The sequence below is a fragment of the Helicobacter pylori genome (assembly GCF_001653475.1).
Classification (GTDB): Bacteria; Campylobacterota; Campylobacteria; order Campylobacterales; family Helicobacteraceae; genus Helicobacter; species Helicobacter pylori_CM.
This window is the reverse complement of the sequence record NZ_CP011487.1, coordinates 1,512,168-1,531,450: the sequence shown is the minus strand read 5'-3', so window position 1 is coordinate 1,531,450 and position 19,283 is coordinate 1,512,168. Positions and strand designations below refer to the sequence as shown.

Here is a 19,283-nt window from a genome sequence, read left to right as displayed (position 1 = left end):
CGCAGGCGCAGCCTTAAAATACCACATACAAAGAGCGCTAGAAAGAAGCCACACGATAAGCGACTTTACAAAAAGCCTAGAATTAAGCGCTAAAAATTCCAAGTTTTCTAACGCTACGATGCGAAAGATTGAAGAGATCACAAACGGCGTTAAAAGCGCTAAGGAAAACATTAATAAGCAAGAGAAAGCGTTGCAAGACGCTATAACGCCTTTAAAAGAGTTCGGTAAGAATTACGCAGAATTTGCCTTAAAACCACAAGAAGTGTTAGAGAAGCTATTACAAGAGAAAAACGGACAAGTCGCAGGTGCAGCGTATAGGGAGGATTTAGGAGGGATTGATTTTGTGTGGGGGAATGATGAATTAGGATTAAAGCGCATTTTACAGAGAAGGACTGAAAGATACATTCAAAAAGGTTTGACACAAGAGCAAGCCGAACAAAGAGCTATAAATGTTATTAAGGCTATTCCTGAAGTGTTAGAAAATGGTAAGGCAGAAATAAACAAGAGTGGTAACGGAGTGGATGTTACTTACAAAGGCATGTTAGTGGCTTTAAGACAAGCATGGGATGCTGAAAAGCTCAATAATAAGTTTGTGGTTACAAGTTATGAAATGAGAATTCCAAACCTTAGGGAACAGGCTAAGTTTTCGCACCCTAGCGAGATTATTAAAGATGGGGGTTATAACTTTTCTTCTTTAAACCCCAAGATAGATTAATGATATAGAAATCCCTTTAACCAGTCAAGAACAACCCTTATCTATTTTAGAAAAAAGCCAACTAGAGAATACAAAAGAAACTAGAGAGCGAACGATTAGCCAAAGAAAAAAAAGAACGCTTGCAAAAAATCAAAGATAAAGAACAAGCCGAACTAAACGCTCAAATCAGAGTGAAAAAAAACGCCACGATAGGGAAAAGCGAATTAGACCGAGAAATAACTAAAAGCGAAAACATACCCTTTAAAGAGCTAGAAAACGTCCCTAAATCAAGCGTTAGCCTAAACGATGATGAAATACACACCCCTTAAAGTTTGTCATCGTCAATAAGAGCGATTTGAAGCCCAATTTCAAAAACACAGGCACGCAAACGCGCACCGCAGTGGATAGCAAGAAGGTAGAAGAGATAGCCGAGCGCTTTGATCCTAAATTGATAATAGGGCGAGGGGGTTTTGATGATTTGCCAATTATCCTACAAGACGGGCAAGTTATCGCAGGCAATCACAGAACCCAAGGCATGCTAAACTTTAACGCTGAAAGCCGAAAAAAATACGAACAAGCCGTTAAAGAAAATTTCAATGTTAAATTAAAGCCTGATGAATTGTTAGTGAGAATGCCAGAGCAGGAATTAAACGATAAAGAGATTTTTAAATCAGCGAGCAAGTCTAACGAGAACCGAGCGAATAGCTTCAGCGATACGCTTTTAAGTGCGATGAGCAGTTATAACGACAAATTGAAGCATTTACCGCCCCAATTTGAAAGCGACAGCGTGGAGAATTTAGCCAATCAGGTTGCAAGAGTGTTGGAAAGAGACGCTAAAATCCCAAGCCACACCCAAGTAGAAAACGCTAACCTTTCCCTTTTAAGCCGTTACGCTACCAACACCCCTAATAACAGCTTTTTAGAAGTGTTTGATAACGCTTATAAGAATTTAGACAGAGAGCAGTTTAAAGCGTTTAAGGAAATGTTTGCGAACAACAGCGCGAATTTCCACAATTTAAACAACGACACCACGCTTAAAAATTTCACGATTTCACCTTATCTAACCGATGCTCTAGACACCACCGCAAAAATGCTTGAAAGCGGGAACAGAGCCGATAATTTCGCTAAATTAGCGCATGATATTGACTATTTAGTCAAGACGACCGATAGTAACGGCATGAACGCTTTCATTAAAGAAAACAAAGATACTTATCAGAGCGTGATAAGCCAATTGTTAGGGAGCTCTTTTGCCCGCTTTTTACGCCTTGAAAACCCTAGCGCGCAGTTTTACGAGTTTTTAAAACAAGCCAAAGACAGAATGATAGAAAACGCCGCCGATATTTTTGCAGGCACCAGTAAGCCCATTAGCCAAATCAATGTGTTTGATTCCATTAAATACGCCATAGAAAGCGGCAAAAGCTCTAAGGAGAGCCGAGCAGTTATTAAACTTATTACCCGAGCTAGAAAACAAGTTTAACGCTTATGAGAAGTTTTTAAAAGAGGAAGCTATACCTAAAGAATGGGGAAAGAATTACAGCGAGTTTAAGGGCGATGGTTTAGGAGCGATCAATAAATTATTAGAAACCAGAAGCGGTCATGTTGGAGGCGCGTTTTATAAGCAGGGTTTAGGGGATATTGATTTAGTGTGGGGTAAGGGCGGAAAAGAAGGCTACGGGTTAGAACATATATATTAGAAAAGAGAGAAAAACAATACACAAGATTAGGACTTAGTCAAGAACAAATCAAAGAAAGAACGGATGAATTATTAAAATCTATCCCTGAAGTCATTGAGAAGGGAACGCCATTTAAAGACGATTTAGGACGCGTTAGCGTTCAATTGAATGATATAAAAGTAGGATTAAATAATCAATGGTTTGGTAATGATTTAAAAAACCGCTTGATAGTTACTAGCTATGAGAAAGATGAAAAAGTATTAAGGGAGTTAGAAACCCGGTCGCCACTTTCTAACGATTACAAAGGCAATAGCAACTATAGTGCCTTAAACCCTACAGAAAACAATCCTATCAAAGAAAGCCTAACCAGTCAAGGAGATAAAAAATGAATTGCCCTAATTTACCAAACCCAGAGATTAGTGCTAAAGAAATACCAGCTATTAAAGCAACCACAAACGAGTTATTAAGAGAGCTTGAAAGCGTTTTGAATAACGCTACGCTATGGAAAAAGAAGGTCAGTTTAAGCTTTAAGGGAATGGTAAGGATTTTAGAAGTTTTAATTAGCATGGATTTTTTCAAAAACGCTAACGGAATTGATGAGAGCTTGAAGGAAAGCATTAAATGGTTAGAAATTTCAAGTAAACCCCCCTAAAAACTATAGACATAACTCACATTAAACATGACAAGGCGTTTAAAAAAGAGAGAGGTGTTTAACCCTTTACCATGCGTTTCATAAAAAGAATTTACCGCTAAAGGGATTTTTAAGCCCATTTCAAAGCCGTTATGCCTATCCACATTCACACGAACCCCAAAATTCAAAGGGATTTGAAAAAAACTCGTGTGCATTTTAGCTTGATAACCCGTCAAGTAATTGTTGATATAACCCGTTTCACTCACCCACATGCTCAAACCACTCCCTACCCACGAACTCCCCGCTAAAGCAAAACCCGCATAAAAACCCACGCTAGAATGTTTTTTGGCGTTATCAATGAAATTATACAGATAGTCTATTCCAAGCCCATAGAGGTGGTTATTCATCTTGCCTAAACCATTGAAGCCATTACCCACAAAACCAAAATTCGTGTAACCATAGTCATAGAACAAGTAATAGCGGAACCCTTGATTTTTTTTCTTGGTAAAGAAATGCTTATAACCCACATTCAAAGTGACCCCATACATGCTTGAAATGTTTTTAGAATAAGAGTTAGGATCAAGCGCGTTTAAGGAATTGGAAATTCCAGCGATTTGAGAAGATAAAGAAGAAAGCAGGTTGTTTTGAGATTGGGTGAATTGCAATTCTAAATTTTTTAAGTTTTCTTCAAATTCTAAAGGGTTGGTGGTGGGTTTTTGCATGTCTTCTAACGCTTGGACTAATTTGGGGTTAGACGGAGTGCCACCGCTAAGCGCGACTATTTTTCCAATATTTTGAAAGGTGGATTGGAGGTAGTATTTCTCAGCTTGGATTTCAGTAGGGGTTAATTTAGAGTTGTTTTTCAAATTGTTGTTGATGTAGGTAAAGGTTTTGGGCATGCTTGTGATTTCATTTTTGACTTGATTGAGTTTATAGATTTGATTTTGAGCGTTAGAAATAACTTGGATGCGTTCTTGATTCAAAAAAGGGTTATTGTGTTGGACGGCATGGCTGATAGAATATTCAAAACCCACGCTCGCATACGCCCCATTTTCTTCAGCAATACAAAAAGATAAAAGTAAAGATAAAGGTAAGAATAAAGAAAACAAGGTTTTTTGCATGGTTGATCCTATTTAAGCAAACCTTAAGCTTTGTATGACTATACTTTCATTTCCTTGTTTCAGCAAGGGCTTTTAAAAGCCACTTGACAACTTACAAGGATAGCTGATTAAAGCAAACGATCTTTGAAAACTAAGCAAATTGATAGAAGTTCTTTTTAAAGGGATATTCTAAAATGATTGATTTAAGGATAGCTGATTGGAAAGAGTGAGAGTTTCAATAACTCTTGTTCTTTTATGAGGAATTCTTATCCAACCAGTGTTATTCAATATCGTTCAATATCATTGATGGTAATTGGATTGTTATCCGTGATTATTTATATTAATGATTGAATGGCATGAGAGTATTTTTAGGTTAGCGTTTGGCTAAACCTTTTAAAAAGTTTCTTTCTGTTTTGTTGTTGTAATACTTAAGAACACAACCCGTTTTATTCAATAAAGCAATAAGCAATAAAGTATAAAACGAGTTCTTGTGATACGCTAAAGCTGTTGTTGGAAATAACAACAGCCTATCAAAAAACAAAAGAGCTTTAGGACAAACACTTTTATGGAGAGTTTGATCCTGGCTCAGAGTGAACGCTGGCGGCGTGCCTAATACATGCAAGTCGAACGATGAAGCTTCTAGCTTGCTAGAATGCCAATTAGTGGCGCACGGGTGAGTAACGCATAGGTTATGTGCCTCTTAGTTTGGGATAGCCATTGGAAACGATGATTAATACCAGATACTCCCTACGGGGGAAAGATTTATCGCTAAGAGATCAGCCTATGTCCTATCAGCTTGTTGGTAAGGTAATGGCTTACCAAGGCTATGACGGGTATCCGGCCTGAGAGGGTGAACGGACACACTGGAACTGAGACACGGTCCAGACTCCTACGGGAGGCAGCAGTAGGGAATATTGCTCAATGGGGGAAACCCTGAAGCAGCAACGCCGCGTGGAGGATGAAGGTTTTAGGATTGTAAACTCCTTTTGTTAGAGAAGATAATGACGGTATCTAACGAATAAGCACCGGCTAACTCCGTGCCAGCAGCCGCGGTAATACGGAGGGTGCAAGCGTTACTCGGAATCACTGGGCGTAAAGAGCGCGTAGGCGGGATAGTCAGTCAGGTGTGAAATCCTATGGCTTAACCATAGAACTGCATTTGAAACTACTATTCTAGAGTGTGGGAGAGGTAGGTGGAATTCTTGGTGTAGGGGTAAAATCCGTAGAGATCAAGAGGAATACTCATTGCGAAGGCGACCTGCTGGAACATTACTGACGCTGATTGCGCGAAAGCGTGGGGAGCAAACAGGATTAGATACCCTGGTAGTCCACGCCCTAAACGATGGATGCTAGTTGTTGGAGGGCTTAGTCTCTCCAGTAATGCAGCTAACGCATTAAGCATCCCGCCTGGGGAGTACGGTCGCAAGATTAAAACTCAAAGGAATAGACGGGGACCCGCACAAGCGGTGGAGCATGTGGTTTAATTCGAAGATACACGAAGAACCTTACCTAGGCTTGACATTGAGAGAATCCGCTAGAAATAGTGGAGTGTCTAGCTTGCTAGACCTTGAAAACAGGTGCTGCACGGCTGTCGTCAGCTCGTGTCGTGAGATGTTGGGTTAAGTCCCGCAACGAGCGCAACCCCCTTTCTTAGTTGCTAACAGGTTATGCTGAGAACTCTAAGGATACTGCCTCCGTAAGGAGGAGGAAGGTGGGGACGACGTCAAGTCATCATGGCCCTTACGCCTAGGGCTACACACGTGCTACAATGGGGTGCACAAAGAGAAGCAATACTGCGAAGTGGAGCCAATCTTCAAAACGCCTCTCAGTTCGGATTGTAGGCTGCAACTCGCCTGCATGAAGCTGGAATCGCTAGTAATCGCAAATCAGCCATGTTGCGGTGAATACGTTCCCGGGTCTTGTACTCACCGCCCGTCACACCATGGGAGTTGTGTTTGCCTTAAGTCAGGATGCTAAATTGGCTACTGCCCACGGCACACACAGCGACTGGGGTGAAGTCGTAACAAGGTAACCGTAGGTGAACCTGCGGTTGGATCACCTCCTTTCTAGAGAAAAGCTTTTAATATTTGTTTATTAAAAGCCTAAGAGTATTACCTGACAAAAGAACTTCTTGTTGCTTAGTTTTGAAAGATTGGGCTTATTCTTTTTGTCTTATTTGTTATCTCCTTTATTTTTATTGGTTTTTGGTTGTTGTGTTGGATTTTTTAAAAAACTAATTTGTCCGTTTAATTTGGAACGGCTTTAATCTTAAACCCTTCTTTAGCACATTATTTCGCATTCAAAAGGCGTTTTTCTTTAAATTCTTGGTATTCTTTGATCGCATAATTCACAAAGGGCTTAATCGCAATCCCGCCCCTAGAAACAAAATCCCCATACACTTCCAAATACTTTGGCTCTAGCAATTTGACTAAATCCAGTAATATCGTATTGATGCAACTCTCATGAAAACTCCCATGGTTTCTGTAACTGAACAAATAGAGTTTTAGAGACTTGCTTTCTACCATTTTATCTTTAGGGATATAGCGGATATAAATCACGCCAAAATCCGGCTGGGAGGTGATTGGGCAAAGGCTTGTAAATTCCTTGCATTCTAAAGCGATTAGGGGGTCTAAATTGGGGTTTGGGTTAGGGAAAGCTTCTAATAACTGGCTGTTGTATTCAAAAATATAAGGCGTTTTAGCGCCTAAGGATTTGAGGTTTGATTCAGGGGTCATTAATCTTCCTTGATTTAAGTTATAATAAGGCTATTTTAACCCATTTTTTAGGAAACTCATGAACAAACGCATAGAAATGATTACGGCTTTATTAGATGAAAAAAAGGCTTTTGATATTACGCATATTGATTTGTCTCAAACCCCCTATTTAGTAGAAGATGTCATTATCGCTACCACGCTAGCGAATAAGCATGCCCTTTCTTTATTGGATGCGCTTAAAAACACCCTTAAGCCTTTAGGCGAAGTCTTTTACCAGATAGATGAGTCTAATGAAGAATGGATCATTTTGGATTTAGGGGATTTGATGATCCATCTTTTCACCGAAGAATGCCGTAAAAAATTTGACTTAGAAGGGTTTTTGAACAATTATAAAAGGGAGATTTCTTATCAAAACGCCTAAGAAACTCATCGCGCTTCTAGGGCCTAGCGGGAGCGGGAAAAGCACTCTTTCCATTGAATTAGCCCAAGAGTTGGACGCTGAAATCTTTTCTTTGGATTCTTTGAGTATTTATAAAGACATTAATATCGCTTCGGCTAAACCCAGCCTAAAAGAGCGAAAAAATATCCAGCATTACGCCCTAGATTACCTTAACATTGATGAAAAAAATAACGCCTCTCTTTTTAAAACCCTTTTAGAGGACGCCATGAGAGTGTCTTCTAAAGAGGTTTTACTCATTGTGGGGGGGAGCAGTTTTTACCTCAAATCCATTTTAGAAGGTTTGAGCGGCATGCCAAAACTTAGCGGTGAGGAGGTTGTAAAAATAGAGCGAGAAATCAGCTCTCTTGCTAACCCTTATGCGTTTTTAAAATCCATTGACCCTAACATGGCTTTTAAAATCCATCCAAACGACACTTACCGCATCCATAAGGCTTTAGAAATTTTTTATTCCACCCACACGCCCCCAAGCGAGTATTTTAAGGCTAACCCTAAAAAACCCTTTGAGCATGCCGTCTCATTATTCGCTCTTCATATTGAAAAAAACGCGCTTGCAAACAACATCAAACAGCGCACCAAAAACATGCTTGATTGTGGCCTTATAGAAGAAATCAAAGCCCTTTATACTCAATACCCTAAAGATTCACAGCCTTTTAAAGCCATAGGCGTTAAAGAGAGCGTTCTTTATTTAGAAAAACAACTCACTTTAAAGGAGCTAGAAGAAACGATTGTTTCTAACACCATCAAACTAGCCAAGCGCCAAAACACTTTCAATAAAACCCAATTCAATAACCTTTACACAGGAAGCGTTAAAGAAGTTAGGCATGCGATTTTAAAACACTCAAAAAGCGGTATTAAAGGATAATCTCATGGATACGCAAACCCCGCAAAATCAAATTATCCCTATTTTTATGAGTTTTGATAAGAATTATGCGCTAGGGGCTAGCGTGAGCCTTTATTCTTTACTTTCACATGCGAGCAGGCACACAAGCGCGATAGATTTTAGCCCCCTAAACCAAAGCAACAAACTTCACCCCGCTAACATCGTGTATCAAATCCATTGTTTGATTAAAGGAGTCACTTTAGAGCAACAAAACAAGCTTTTAAAAACCATTGAGCCTTTTAAAGAATTCGCTTCATTAGAGTTTATCAATATCCATTCGTTAGATCATTCCATAGAAAGCTATCTCAATGAGTCTTGCTCCAAGCGTTATGGCGGGCTTCTCATTTTGTGCCGACTCTTGCTCGCTTCACTCTTCCCTAACTATTCTAAAATCATTTCTATAGATACGGATACGGTGTTTTTGGGCGATGTTGCAAGCGCTTATTTTGCACTGGATAATGACCCCACTAAATCGCTTGGCATGGTGAGAGACACTTTTTCCCATCTTCCTTTTGAAGAGTTCTGTCGTTTTTGCGAGCACGCTTGCAAGCGTTTTAAAATTGATTTTTCGCGCTTTAGCCCAAACGAATTGAAACGCATCCATCAAGGCTTTAACATGGGCTTTTTGGTAGCGAATTTAGATTTGTGGCGCCAAGACGGGTTTGAAAAGACCGCCTTGGAATTTCTAAAGATTAGGGGGAAAGATCTTTTCTACCCTGAGCAGTGTTTAATTAATATGGTGTTTTGGGAGCGCGTTTTGGAATTGCCTATTGATTATAATTGCTATTCTGACTTTTTCAACCAGCACTACGATAAAAACATCATCATGCTCCATTTCATCAAATACAAGCCTTGGCATTCTGTCAGTTCTTTAAACGGGCGTTTGATTTGCTATGAAGCTGAAGCGGGTTTTTGGCTTGCAAACCTTTTTCACACCCCTTTTAAAAACGATTTTTTTAAAGAACGCCTCAAAATGGCTAAAGACCAACAAATGCACTCTTTTAAAACCCACATCCGATCGCAAACGATTAGAAATTATTTTTATTTTAGAATAAAAAATATTTTGAAAAAAGTTTTCAAACTCTCTTAAAGGATAAAAAACGATGAAATTTTTAAAATTCTTTGCAAAAAGCGTCATTTTATTTTATAGTATTATGCAAACTTATGGGGATATAGGGGATATTTTGCGATACCCTAATCTCCTAAGAATGCTTTTAAAAAGTTATTGCATAATTAAAATTAAAATCAAGCTCTTTTATAATCAACACCCAATTAGAACAAAGCCTTCCTATTTTTATAGCATCAGTGATTCATAAAAAAGCTTTCATGCCTACGATGATTTTTTAATGTTCTAAAGCTCTTGATACCCCAAAAATTCTTAGAGTTTATTAAGAATAACATAAGGATTTTAGGATTGCCATAGCTCTAAATATTTATCATATGGAGAATGTTTTAAGTTATTTGTGCGTTCCCAAAAAATAGGAATTCTTAGCGTGTCTTTGTGAGCAATACATTCCAATAAGGCTAATTTTGAAATTTCCACTCCCCTAGAATTTGTCCCACTTTTAGGAAGTTTAAAATAAAATTCTTTACTTTTAGTTGTTAAAACTCCTTGTTGTATAGCACTAGGAATATAGTAAAACCCTCCCTCTTTTCCCCAACAAACATGCACAAATAAAATGCCTGTATTTGGTTTGTAACTCTCTATAAATTCTTGTATTTTTAAAGCATCAGTAGCCCATATTAGCTTAAAGCCGTTCAATGTTTGAGCGGTTTTAATAGAATAAGGTTTATTTAAAACAATTACATCTATCTCTTTTTGCGTGATAGCTAAATCAGTTTGCACATTCTCTTTACCAAAATAATAAAGCATAAGAGCAATAATTACCCTTTCTCTCGCTGAACCAATCTCCATTCCTAATTTACCATCCCTACTATTTTCACTTTCTACAAGCTGAAATAAATAAGGTAATTTTTCTTGTATTTTTAATATCATTCTCTCATCATTGAACAATGTTTGCATATAAAAATTCCTTTATTCCTTGTGCTAAATGCCATGCAAAGACAGGTGGCACAGCGTTGCCAATTTGCCTATAAGCTGATGAGGTGCTAGGGTAAAAAATAAAATTATCTGGGAAACTTTGAATGCGTGCAGCTTCTCTTGCGCTCAAACGCCTATGATTATTATAGTGGTATTCAATATTGCCATGATGTTCGGCTCGCATAGTAGGAGCGTAGGTATCTTTGTTAATAGCATTATTGCCTTGTCCTTTATTGCGTTTAGCCTTAGAGTAAAAATGATTAGGCATAGCCCCTTCTGTTAAGTTTTCCAAATCTTTCAATATTTCATACACAAAAGGGGCATGACTTTTCTTTAATATTTTAAAACTAAAAGGCTCTTTAAAGCAACTTTCATTAACGCCTACCATAATGACTCGCTCTCTTAATTGTGATACTCCAAAATCGCTTACTTTCAAACATGCAAAATTAACCATATAGCCTAAGTCTTTAAAGCTATCCAAAATCTTTCTAAAAGTGTTTCCATTATCAATATTTAAAAGACCTTTTACATTTTCAGCAAGAAAAATCTTAGGCTTTAAATCTTTTACGCATCTAATCATGCTCTCATAAAGTCGTCCCCTTTCACTTTTTAACCCCTTTCTTTTGCCGGCAAAACTGAAATCTTGACAAGGAAAACCACCCAAAACAATATCAGTGGGCATCAATTTATCAAAATCAACTTCCTTAACATCTTTGCATTCAATATGTGCGTTAAGGTTCTTTTGATAGGTTAAAACAGCATTTTTATCCAAATCATTAGCATAAATTATCTTAAAGGGATTTTTAGCATAGTACCGATTTAAAAAGTCAAACCCTCCACAAAATCCCAAATCCAATCCTCCGCACCCACTAAATAAAGAAGTGATTGTAAATTCCAATCAATAATCCTTGTATAAAATTTCTCTATATTCTATCATGGGTTTATTTTAATCTGATTGAGTGCGAAAACTTCATTTCAAAACCATATATTTTGACACACACTCAAATATAATGAGCAAGTTGCTGTGCCTATTGCTTTATCAAGCACTATTGCTAAGAAAGTTAAAAGGTGGAATCAAAAACTATCTAAACACTCAAAAAAGACTTACTGAAAACAATCTCTTAAATCCATATATCTTAAAAACCATGTTTTCGGTTAGCCCTTTCCCTATCTAGCATTAACCTTTTGTTTAGTGGGTTATAGTTTTTATTTTTAATTCTATTTTAATGGAGTGTTGGTTATAAAATTTCAAATAAAGCTTTTCAACCCTACCTTAAAATTTTCACTTCTTCTTCTAAATGAATGCCGTATTCTTGTAACACTCTCATTTTGGCGAGTTCTATCAGATCTAGGGCTTCTTCAAATTCTGCGCCCCCCAAATTCACTAAAAAATTCGCATGCTCTTTGGCAAAGCCCACTCTTTTTAAGCGATAACCCCTTAAGCCCACGCCCTCTAAAAGCCTGCCGGCATAATCGTTAGGCGGGTTTTTGAAACAGCTCCCAAAATTAGGCAATTTGGGGTGGCTTTTGCGCATGCTTTTACACGCTTTTAAAACCCCTTCTCTAAAGCCATGCGTTTTTTTAAACCTCGCTCTTAAAACAACGCCATTGAATTTGCTGCTGCGATAATCTAATCCTAGCGCTTCACTCTCTAGCCATTGGTTATTAACGCAAGCGCTTTCTAAAACATTTTTTATTTCAAATTCTTTCATGCCGGCATTCATTTTAACTAACGCCCCTAAAGTGCCAGGCAATTGCCCTAAAAACTCCAAACCCCCTAAATCATTCGCCCTAAAATAATTAAAAATTTTAGACGAGTTGACCGCTCCCCCTATTTCAATGCATGCGCCCTTATCGCAAATATAATCGTAATTCTTGCCTAATAAAGCGAGATTTTTCGCGCTAGGAGCGATTAAAAGGTTGTTCGCTAAACCTATAATTTGGTGTTCTTGAGAAATTTCATTATCGTTTTCTAAAACACTCACTTTTAAAGGCACGCCGATTTTCACGCTGCTGTAACGAGAAAAATCAATGGTTGTTTCTAGCATTTTTTAGCCTATGATTTTAGGAATGAGTTTGATTAAGGTTTTGGTGTAGTCTAAAAGCATGTTAATCATCCACGGCATGGTTAAAATCAGCACCCCAATCACGGCTAAAATCTTAGGCACAAAAGACAAAGTCATTTCATTGATTTGAGTGGTCGCTTGAAAAATACTGACTAATAGCCCCACCACTAAGCCCGCTAATAATACCGGTAAAGAAATCATCAAAGTGATTTTATAAGTCTCAATGGCGAGTTTCATGAGTTGTGATTCCATTATATTCCTTTTATCTTAAGATTTCTTCTAATTGCTGAAAGCTTGTTTCAAAAGGCTGTAAAGCGTTTTCATCTTGTGCTAAAAATTGCTCCATTAGAGCCTTTTTCTTAATCGCTTCATCAAGCTCTTTATCGTTCCCCATTTGATAAGAGCCGATGCGAATGAGCATTTCATTTTCTTTCAATAACGCATACAAACGGCGGAATTTTCTCGCATGAAGATTTTGAGACTCACTGATGATGTCTTTAGCCACCCTTGATGCGGAGTTTAAAATATTGATGGGCGGGTAGATCCCATAATCGGTTAATTCCCTGCTTAAGACAATATGCCCGTCTAAAATACTCCTGGCCTGATCGGCTATGGGATCGCTCAAATCATCGCCCTCCACTAGCACGCTAAAAAAAGCCGTAATGCTCCCCTTATTTTCTTCCTTGCCCGCCCTCTCCATTAATTGAGGCAATAAGGAAAGTGCGGATGGGGGGTAGCCTTTGGAAGTGGGCGGTTCACCTAATGCTAAACCGATTTCTCTTTGAGCCATAGCGAAACGAGTCACTGAATCCATGATGAATAACACATCTAGCCCTTGGTTTTTAAAATACTCCGCCACGCTCATCGCGCAAAAAGCCCCGTATTTGCGCATTAAAGGGCTATCATCGCTCGTAGCGACCACCAGAACGCAAGAGCTTAAATCCCCTTTTAAGTTTTTCTCTATAAATTCAGGGATTTCTCTGCCCCTTTCCCCAATCAAAGCGATCACTTTAATGGGCGCTAAGCAACCCCTAGTGATCATGCCCATTAGCGTGGATTTACCCACCCCAGAGCCGGCAAAAATGCCCAGTTTTTGCCCCTTACCGCAAGTCAAAAGCCCATCAATGCTCTTCACTCCCACGCTAAAAACCTCATCAATCAAGCCTCTTTTTAAAGGGGCTATAGGCGTTGTAATCACAGGAGCCAATCGCTCATAATCTAGTGCCCCCTTATTGTCAATAACTTGCCCTAAAGGGTTAAGCACCCTCCCTAAAAGATTACGGCCCACAGGGAAATTCAACCCCTCTTTTAAAAACAGCACCTTATCGCCAGCCCTAGCCCCCTCTATAAAGTTAAAGGGCGTGAAACCAAACTGCTCTTTTTCTGCCACCACCACCATTCCCACGCATTCAGTGCCATCGCTTTTTTCAATCTTCACCACATCGCCCACAGACGGGTTAAAACCATCCGCGTAAACGATATTGGGCATGATTTTTTTCACGCTCCCGTAGCGAGGCGATAGATCAAAATGCTGATTCAAGCGGTTTTTTAAGGATTTTAGGGGCATTTAAAGCTCTTTGGTCCATAAGACTTCAGTGATTTGGCGCTCATTATTGATTCTATTCACATGCACGATCACATCAATCGCGCTCTTAAAATACGCCCGCATTAAGTCCTTATCTAAAGAATGCGTATATCGCATGCTTAAATTCAGTGAAAGGGCTTCTAAAGTGTTTTGAGCGCTATTGGCGTGAATGGTTGAGAGCATTCCCTTATGCCCGGTGTTTCCTAAACGCAAGAATAGCGCTGCATTCCTGGTGTCAATCTCGCCCACAATAAGCCTATCCGGGTTGAGCCTCATGGCCATATTCAAAGCGTCTTCATAACTAAAGCGCGTGCTTTCTTGCTTGCCCACTAAAAGCCCCACGCAATTATGAAACGCTTTTAAGTCCAATTCTTGGCTGTCTTCAACGCTCACCACCCTTTCATCTTTATTGACACAATCTAAAAGAGCGTTTAATAAGCTTGTTTTGCCACTTGAAGTCTCCCCACTAATGAGAATGTTATGCCCTTTAAGCACTAAATCTTTCAAACCTTTTGGATCGCTTGCTTTGAAAGTGAAATCGTCTAACCTTAAGGGCTTAAGCCTAGGCACACGGATATTGAGCGTGATTTGATGGTTCGTAGTGATGCTAAAGTGATTCGCGCTCACCCTATAGCGCGTGAAAGGGATAGAGCAATTTAAAGTGGGGTGCTCTTCATCAAAAAACAACCCCCTAAAACCAGCCAATTGCTCGCAAAATCTCAGCAAAAACGCTTTATCAAAAAGTGCATGCTCTCTTTTTTCTCGTGTGTTATTGGTTTTATAAAGCCAAAGCTCCTGCTCGGTATTGATCATCAGCTCTGTGATCCCGCTTTCTAAAAAAGGGGTGAAATGGCCAATTAGGGCTTGTAAAACTCTATGGGTTTGTAAAGTTTCCAAAAGCCCTATCCTTTTATCATCGCTCTTTTAAAACCTGTTCGCAACGCTTGCAAGGGGTGTTTTCTAGCTCGCTTTTAAAACGCCAACACCTAGGGCATTTATAAAAGGGGGCTTTAAAGAGCGTGAATGCTGGCGTTTCGCTTAATTTTTCTTTTGCAATCCCTACAAAGCTTACCATCAGCAATTCTTCTACTAAATTTTCACACAACGCTTTTTCTTTCACTTCAATAGCGCATTCCAATGAATTTTTAACTACGCCCTCTTTTTTCAATCGGTCTAACTCTTCATTAAAGGCAGAACGCAAGGCTAAAACGGCTTCAAAATTTTCTGGTTTTTTACACTCTTTAAGGTGGAGTTTTTCTGAAACGCTAATGCCTTTTAAATCAAACACATCTTTGGCTTGTAAAAAAATGCGGAGTGCTTGACTATGCTCTAAAACTTCTTCAATCGTGTGCGTTAAAATCGGGGCTAAAAAGTAGCACAATTGACTAGCCACAGCGAGTAAGACCATTTGAATGGCTTGGCGTTTTTCATTATTTTTGCTATCGCAATACAAGCTATCCTTACAAGCGTCTAAATAAATCCCGCTCAATTCATTGGTAACAAACGCCATTAAAATATTCAAGCCTTTCACAAAATCATGCTCATCAAACACGCTATTGACTCCAACGCTTATGGTTTCTAAAGTCTCTAGTATAAAGTGATCTAAAGGGCTGAAGTTATGGGAGCGTTCTAAATTCTTAAGATCCATATCGCTAAAATTAGCGAGTAAGAATTTCAAAGTGTTGCGGAATTTTTTATAATGCTGTTCTGTTTGAGCGAAAAAGGTTTGAGAGACTCTCAAATCGTTTTGATAGTCATTAAACGCTACCCACAAACGCACCACATCGCTCCCATGCTTTTTGAGTAAGTTATCCAAAGACACCACATTGCCCTTAGATTTACTCATTTTCTCGCCCTTTTCATCTACGATAAAGCCATGCGTAATGATCTTTTTAAAAGGGGCTTGGTTGTTTAAAATGCAACCGATTAGAAGCGAGCTTTGAAACCACCCCCTATGCTGATCGCTCCCTTCTAAAACCACATCGCTAGGGCTTTGCCCTTTTTCTCCATGATAATCTTCTAAAACCGCCTTAAAGGTGCTGCCGCTATCAAACCACACATCCAAAATGTGCATGACTTTCTCATAATGCGTGGCGTTATCTTGATAGCTAGGGGGCAATAAATCTTTCACGCTATACTCCCACCACACATCACAACCTTTTTTTTCAAAAAGATTGGCTGCATGCTCTAAAACTTCGCTTTCAAAACAAGGCTTATTTACGCGTTTGTCTATGAAAAAAGCGAGCGGCACGCCCCATTTTCTTTGCCTACTCAAGCACCAATCAGGGCGGTTTTCTATCATGGTTTTTAGGCGGTTTTTCCCGCTGCTTGGCACAAATTCCACCTTTTCAATCGCATTCAAAGCCACTTCTCTTAAGGTTTTTTGAGAGCCATCATTTTGGATAAAAGGCTCATCCATTAAAATAAACCATTGCGTGGTCGCTCGATAAATCACAGGCTTGTGCGTCCTCCAGCAATGCGGGTAGGAATGCTCAATCTCTTGCTCTAGTAATAAAGAATCGCCCAATTGCTCAATAATGCGTTTTTGGGCTTTGAAAACATGCTCACCCAGATAGCTTTCATCTAATAATTTCTTATGGATAATGCCCTCATCATAGCAACCCTTTTCATCTACAGACATCAACACTTCTAAATGGTATTTTAAGCCTAAATAATAGTCCTCTTCACCATGCCCTGGTGCGGTATGCACGGCTCCTGTGCCATCTTCTAAACTCACATGCTCGCCTAAAATCACTAATGAATCCCTTTGGTTTAACGGGTTTGTAGCCACTAAATACTCTAAATCATTAGCGTTAAATTCATGCGCGATCTCACTATCCACCACCCCTAAAGCGGCTAACTTTTCATGCAAGGCTTTAGCGACTAAATAGCCTTTTTTCGTGAGCGTATAAATGGCGTCTTTTTTCAAAGCGATCGCCACATTCGCATACAAAGTCCAAGGCGTGGTCGTCCAAATCACCAAGCTCGCTTTTTTGACTTTTAATTTTTCTAAACCCTCCTTTTTCAAACCAAACGCCACGAAAATGGAAGGCGATTTTTTCATCTTGTATTCCACTTCAGCTTCCGCTAAAGCACTCTCGCATGCATAACTCCAATAAATAGGCTTATGGCGCTCTTTCAAAAGCCCTTTTTTAGCCACTTCCACTAAAGCCCTATAAATGCTCGCTTCAAATTTAAAATCCATGGTTTTATAAGGATCTTCAAAATCCCCCAAAACGCCTAATTGCAAAAATTCATTCTTTTGGATTTCTAAAAACTTTTTCGCATGATCTCGGCATTTTTCTCTAAACAGCGTGGGGTTTTCTAGGCTTGTCTTTTCTTTTTCTAATTGCTCTAAAATTTGCTGCTCAATGGGCAAGCCGTGGCAATCCCAACCGGGCGTGTAATAGATTTTCTTCCCTTTAAAATATTCCCTTTTAACGACAATGTCTTTTAAAATTTTATTTAAGGCATGCCCTAAATGCAAATGCCCGTTCGCATAAGGCGGCCCGTCATGCAAAGTGAAATCCCCATGGTTATCTTTCCTATCCTGCATGCGTTTAAACGCTTGTTGTTCTTGCCATTTAGCGTAAGTTTTAGGCTCATTAACGCCCAAATTCCCTTTCATAGAAAAGGTGGTTGTGTTTAAATTTAGGGTGTCTTTGTATTCTTTCACTGATTGATCCTTGGTCTTTTATTGATCTTTTATCTTGTTTGTTTTAGGAGCGATATAAAGGTGCGTGTCTTTTCGTGGCACATTTTTTAAAGTGGGGATTTGTAAAATCGTGTATTCTTCTATCCCTTTTAAATAGTGCAAGCTAATCGCATCGCCCGCTTTCACTTCTTTACTGGGCTTGGCGCAACTCCCATTGAGCCACACCGCCCCCACGTTGCACATATCTGTCGCTAAAACGCGCCGCTTCACTAAACCCACTGATTGTAAAAATTTGTCTATTCGCATGCGTTTATTTTACCCTATTCTTTAAGTTTTTATCCATAACTTATAAGGGTTTTAGTTTTAGCATGTTAGCATTCAGCCACCACTCTTTTTAAGGAATTTGTTTGAAGTTTCAAATCGTGAGTTTGTTAGCCGCTCTTTTTTTGGCCTCTTGCTTACCCCCTAAAGGCCATCATTCTGGTTTGGTGAATCTTTATATCGCTCATCAAGGCCAAAGCGTGCACACTTATTGGCGCAAAGTGGATAGAGAAGTTGTCGCCAAACACAATGAAGCGCTTAAAAAAAACCCTAAAGCAAAACTCAAAGACCCTAGGGGGCCTTTATTCATGCTAGGGAGTGAGCGCTTCATGCTTTTATGGAAAAACCGCTACGCTTTAGCCAAACCCCAATCGTTCAAGCTAGAGCCTGGGTTTTATTACTTGGATTCTTTTAGTGTGGAAACTCAAAAAGGCATCTTGCAGAGCGCTCCTGGTTATTCATACACCAAAAATGGCTATGATTTCAAAAACAACCGCCCTTTTTTCCTGGCCTTTGAAGTCAAACCTGATAGCAAAGTCATTCTTCCTAGCGTGGAATTGAGCCTGATTAAAACCCCTAGAGGGTTTTTAGGGGTGTTTTTATTTGACAATAACGAAAAGGGGGCTAATACCCAATGGATTGAGGGAAGCTTGAATTTAAAGCTTAAAAACGCTTCTTTTAAAGATTCGTGGGGGTTGGAACAATAAAGCGCAAGGCTTTGTTTTATGGAGCGTTGGTATTAAAATGTTAAAAAATGCTAAACAATATTTTTAGTTTTTGCTATCCCTATCCAATTGGAACGAAGAAACAGGACTTCCTATAAGCCGTTATTCCAAATAAGTTATGGTTGGTATTTTTCTTTTTCCATGCAATTACCCGCTTTATAGGAGTATTAAAACCCTCCCCTAACGCCAAAACCCGTTTTTTAATCTTAACAGGGGGGTAACTTGCGCATTCTTTCCTTGATTGAAAAATTGTTTTAATATTTTGAATGTTGTAAAGTATTGAAGCTTAAATTAAAAGTCTTAACAATATTGTTGGATAAGAAATTCCTTTTCATAGGCATTGATGAGTGTTAATGAGCGTTTGTAACGATAAGAATCAAGCATGTTGCGGTGGTTTGATTGGATTTAATGGATTTGATTAGAATAATTGCCTTTTGAAGTCAAAACCAGAGACAACCCTAGTCAAGTTGCCTCTGGCCACACCGATATTACTCGTGATGCCCGTGGCAACAACCTTCTTCTTGATGATGGCTATCGCTAGTGCTACAACAACCTTCTTCATGATGAGAGCTGTGGTGGTGATGGTGGTGTTCACCGCCATGATAGTGGTGGTGGTGTGTGTGATGGTGGTGGTGGTGGTGACCGCCGTGTTGTTCTTCATGGTGTGCCATGATGACTCCTTTGATTAAAAATTTAAATTCTAGCTCACTAGCTAGGATTTTATTCTACAATATAAAT

Annotated in this window: 17 protein-coding genes, 1 rRNA gene and 3 pseudogenes; 9 read left to right on the top strand and 12 right to left on the bottom strand. The window is 39.2% G+C overall.

Going from position 1 to position 19,283, the window contains the following annotated elements; all coding sequences use genetic code 11:
- Positions 1-118 precede the first annotated feature (118 nt).
- The 4 genes and pseudogenes from AA974_RS08335 (at position 119) to AA974_RS07440 (ending at position 3,019) form a co-directional block, all read left to right on the top strand.
- Complete coding sequence (locus AA974_RS08335) at positions 119-715, top strand: putative barnase/colicin E5 family endoribonuclease (protein WP_412767738.1); 597 nt, start codon at positions 119-121, stop codon at positions 713-715.
- Between the two features lie 13 nt (positions 716-728).
- Positions 729-2,193, top strand: a pseudogene (locus AA974_RS08325) (DUF3519 domain-containing protein); the annotation flags it as partial.
- Between the two features lie 144 nt (positions 2,194-2,337).
- A pseudogene (locus AA974_RS08315) lies at positions 2,338-2,741 on the top strand (putative barnase/colicin E5 family endoribonuclease); the annotation flags it as partial.
- Positions 2,742-2,752: 11 nt separating this feature from the next.
- Positions 2,753-3,019 carry a hypothetical protein gene (locus tag AA974_RS07440; protein ID WP_064434026.1) on the top strand — a complete coding sequence of 89 codons (267 nt, stop codon included), beginning with the start codon at positions 2,753-2,755 and terminating at the stop codon, positions 3,017-3,019.
- Here AA974_RS07440 and hopJ read toward each other — a convergent pair.
- A complete protein-coding gene (gene hopJ / locus AA974_RS07435; RefSeq protein ID WP_064434025.1) occupies positions 3,016-4,119 on the bottom strand; it encodes a Hop family outer membrane protein HopJ/HopK in 1,104 nt (367 codons plus the stop codon). The genes AA974_RS07440 and hopJ overlap by 4 nt on opposite strands.
- A gap of 541 nt (positions 4,120-4,660) precedes the next feature.
- On the opposite strand from hopJ, the gene AA974_RS07430 reads away from it, so the two are divergent.
- Positions 4,661-6,164, top strand: a 16S ribosomal RNA gene (locus tag AA974_RS07430).
- A gap of 222 nt (positions 6,165-6,386) precedes the next feature.
- On the opposite strand, the gene queF is transcribed toward AA974_RS07430, so the two are convergent.
- Positions 6,387-6,833 (bottom strand): preQ(1) synthase, encoded by a 447-nt coding sequence (gene queF, locus AA974_RS07425; RefSeq protein ID WP_064434024.1) that lies wholly within the window; start codon positions 6,831-6,833, stop codon positions 6,387-6,389.
- 58 nt (positions 6,834-6,891) lie between these two features.
- Between queF and rsfS the strand changes: the two genes are divergently transcribed.
- The 3 genes from rsfS to AA974_RS07410 are packed head-to-tail and all read left to right on the top strand — an operon-like array spanning position 6,892 to position 9,242.
- On the top strand, positions 6,892-7,233 hold the full coding sequence (rsfS, locus tag AA974_RS07420; RefSeq protein ID WP_064434023.1) for a ribosome silencing factor: 342 nt from the start codon (positions 6,892-6,894) through the stop codon (positions 7,231-7,233).
- A gap of 52 nt (positions 7,234-7,285) precedes the next feature.
- Positions 7,286-8,134 (top strand): tRNA (adenosine(37)-N6)-dimethylallyltransferase MiaA, encoded by an 849-nt coding sequence (gene miaA / locus AA974_RS07415; protein WP_230380970.1) that lies wholly within the window; start codon positions 7,286-7,288, stop codon positions 8,132-8,134.
- Positions 8,135-8,138: 4 nt separating this feature from the next.
- Positions 8,139-9,242: a glycosyltransferase family 8 protein gene (locus AA974_RS07410; protein WP_064434021.1), complete on the top strand. Its 1,104-nt coding sequence runs from the start codon at positions 8,139-8,141 to the stop codon at positions 9,240-9,242.
- Positions 9,243-9,560: 318 nt separating this feature from the next.
- On the opposite strand, the gene AA974_RS07400 is transcribed toward AA974_RS07410, so the two are convergent.
- The 8 genes from AA974_RS07400 to AA974_RS07365 all read right to left on the bottom strand — a co-directional run bounded on the left by AA974_RS07400 (position 9,561) and on the right by AA974_RS07365 (position 17,805).
- Positions 9,561-10,175: a ThaI family type II restriction endonuclease gene (locus AA974_RS07400; protein WP_064434019.1), complete on the bottom strand. Its 615-nt coding sequence runs from the start codon at positions 10,173-10,175 to the stop codon at positions 9,561-9,563.
- Complete coding sequence (locus AA974_RS07395; RefSeq protein WP_064434018.1) at positions 10,156-11,091, bottom strand: DNA cytosine methyltransferase; 936 nt, start codon at positions 11,089-11,091, stop codon at positions 10,156-10,158. Before AA974_RS07395 ends, AA974_RS07400 begins: the two co-directional genes overlap by 20 nt.
- A gap of 370 nt (positions 11,092-11,461) precedes the next feature.
- Positions 11,462-12,241: a UDP-N-acetylmuramate dehydrogenase gene (locus tag AA974_RS07390; protein WP_064434017.1), complete on the bottom strand. Its 780-nt coding sequence runs from the start codon at positions 12,239-12,241 to the stop codon at positions 11,462-11,464.
- A 3-nt stretch (positions 12,242-12,244) separates the two neighbouring features.
- Positions 12,245-12,511, bottom strand: coding sequence for a flagellar biosynthesis protein FliQ (gene fliQ, locus AA974_RS07385; RefSeq protein WP_064434016.1), 267 nt, complete (start codon positions 12,509-12,511; stop codon positions 12,245-12,247).
- A gap of 10 nt (positions 12,512-12,521) precedes the next feature.
- Positions 12,522-13,826, bottom strand: coding sequence for a flagellar protein export ATPase FliI (gene fliI, locus AA974_RS07380; RefSeq protein ID WP_050836269.1), 1,305 nt, complete (start codon positions 13,824-13,826; stop codon positions 12,522-12,524).
- Entirely contained in the window at positions 13,827-14,741 is a 915-nt protein-coding gene (locus AA974_RS07375; RefSeq protein ID WP_064434015.1) for a CpaF/VirB11 family protein, read from the bottom strand.
- 16 nt (positions 14,742-14,757) lie between these two features.
- Positions 14,758-17,520, bottom strand: a complete 2,763-nt coding sequence (gene ileS / locus AA974_RS07370; RefSeq protein ID WP_064434014.1) for an isoleucine--tRNA ligase — start codon at positions 17,518-17,520, stop codon at positions 14,758-14,760.
- A gap of 18 nt (positions 17,521-17,538) precedes the next feature.
- A complete protein-coding gene (locus AA974_RS07365) occupies positions 17,539-17,805 on the bottom strand; it encodes an RNA-binding S4 domain-containing protein (protein ID WP_064434013.1) in 267 nt (88 codons plus the stop codon).
- A gap of 101 nt (positions 17,806-17,906) precedes the next feature.
- Here AA974_RS07365 and AA974_RS07360 point away from each other — a divergent pair, with 101 nt between their 5' ends.
- Complete coding sequence (locus AA974_RS07360; RefSeq protein WP_064434012.1) at positions 17,907-18,527, top strand: hypothetical protein; 621 nt, start codon at positions 17,907-17,909, stop codon at positions 18,525-18,527.
- Positions 18,528-18,963: 436 nt separating this feature from the next.
- Here the strand turns inward: AA974_RS07360 and AA974_RS08150 are convergent, their stop codons facing one another.
- Together AA974_RS08150 and AA974_RS08310 are read right to left on the bottom strand one after the other, a co-directional pair.
- Positions 18,964-19,146, bottom strand: a complete 183-nt coding sequence (locus AA974_RS08150; protein ID WP_230380969.1) for a hypothetical protein — start codon at positions 19,144-19,146, stop codon at positions 18,964-18,966.
- A pseudogene (locus tag AA974_RS08310) lies at positions 19,097-19,216 on the bottom strand (hypothetical protein); the annotation flags it as partial. The pseudogene AA974_RS08310 and the gene AA974_RS08150, both read right to left, overlap by 50 nt.
- Between the last annotated feature and the right edge of the window lie 67 nt (positions 19,217-19,283).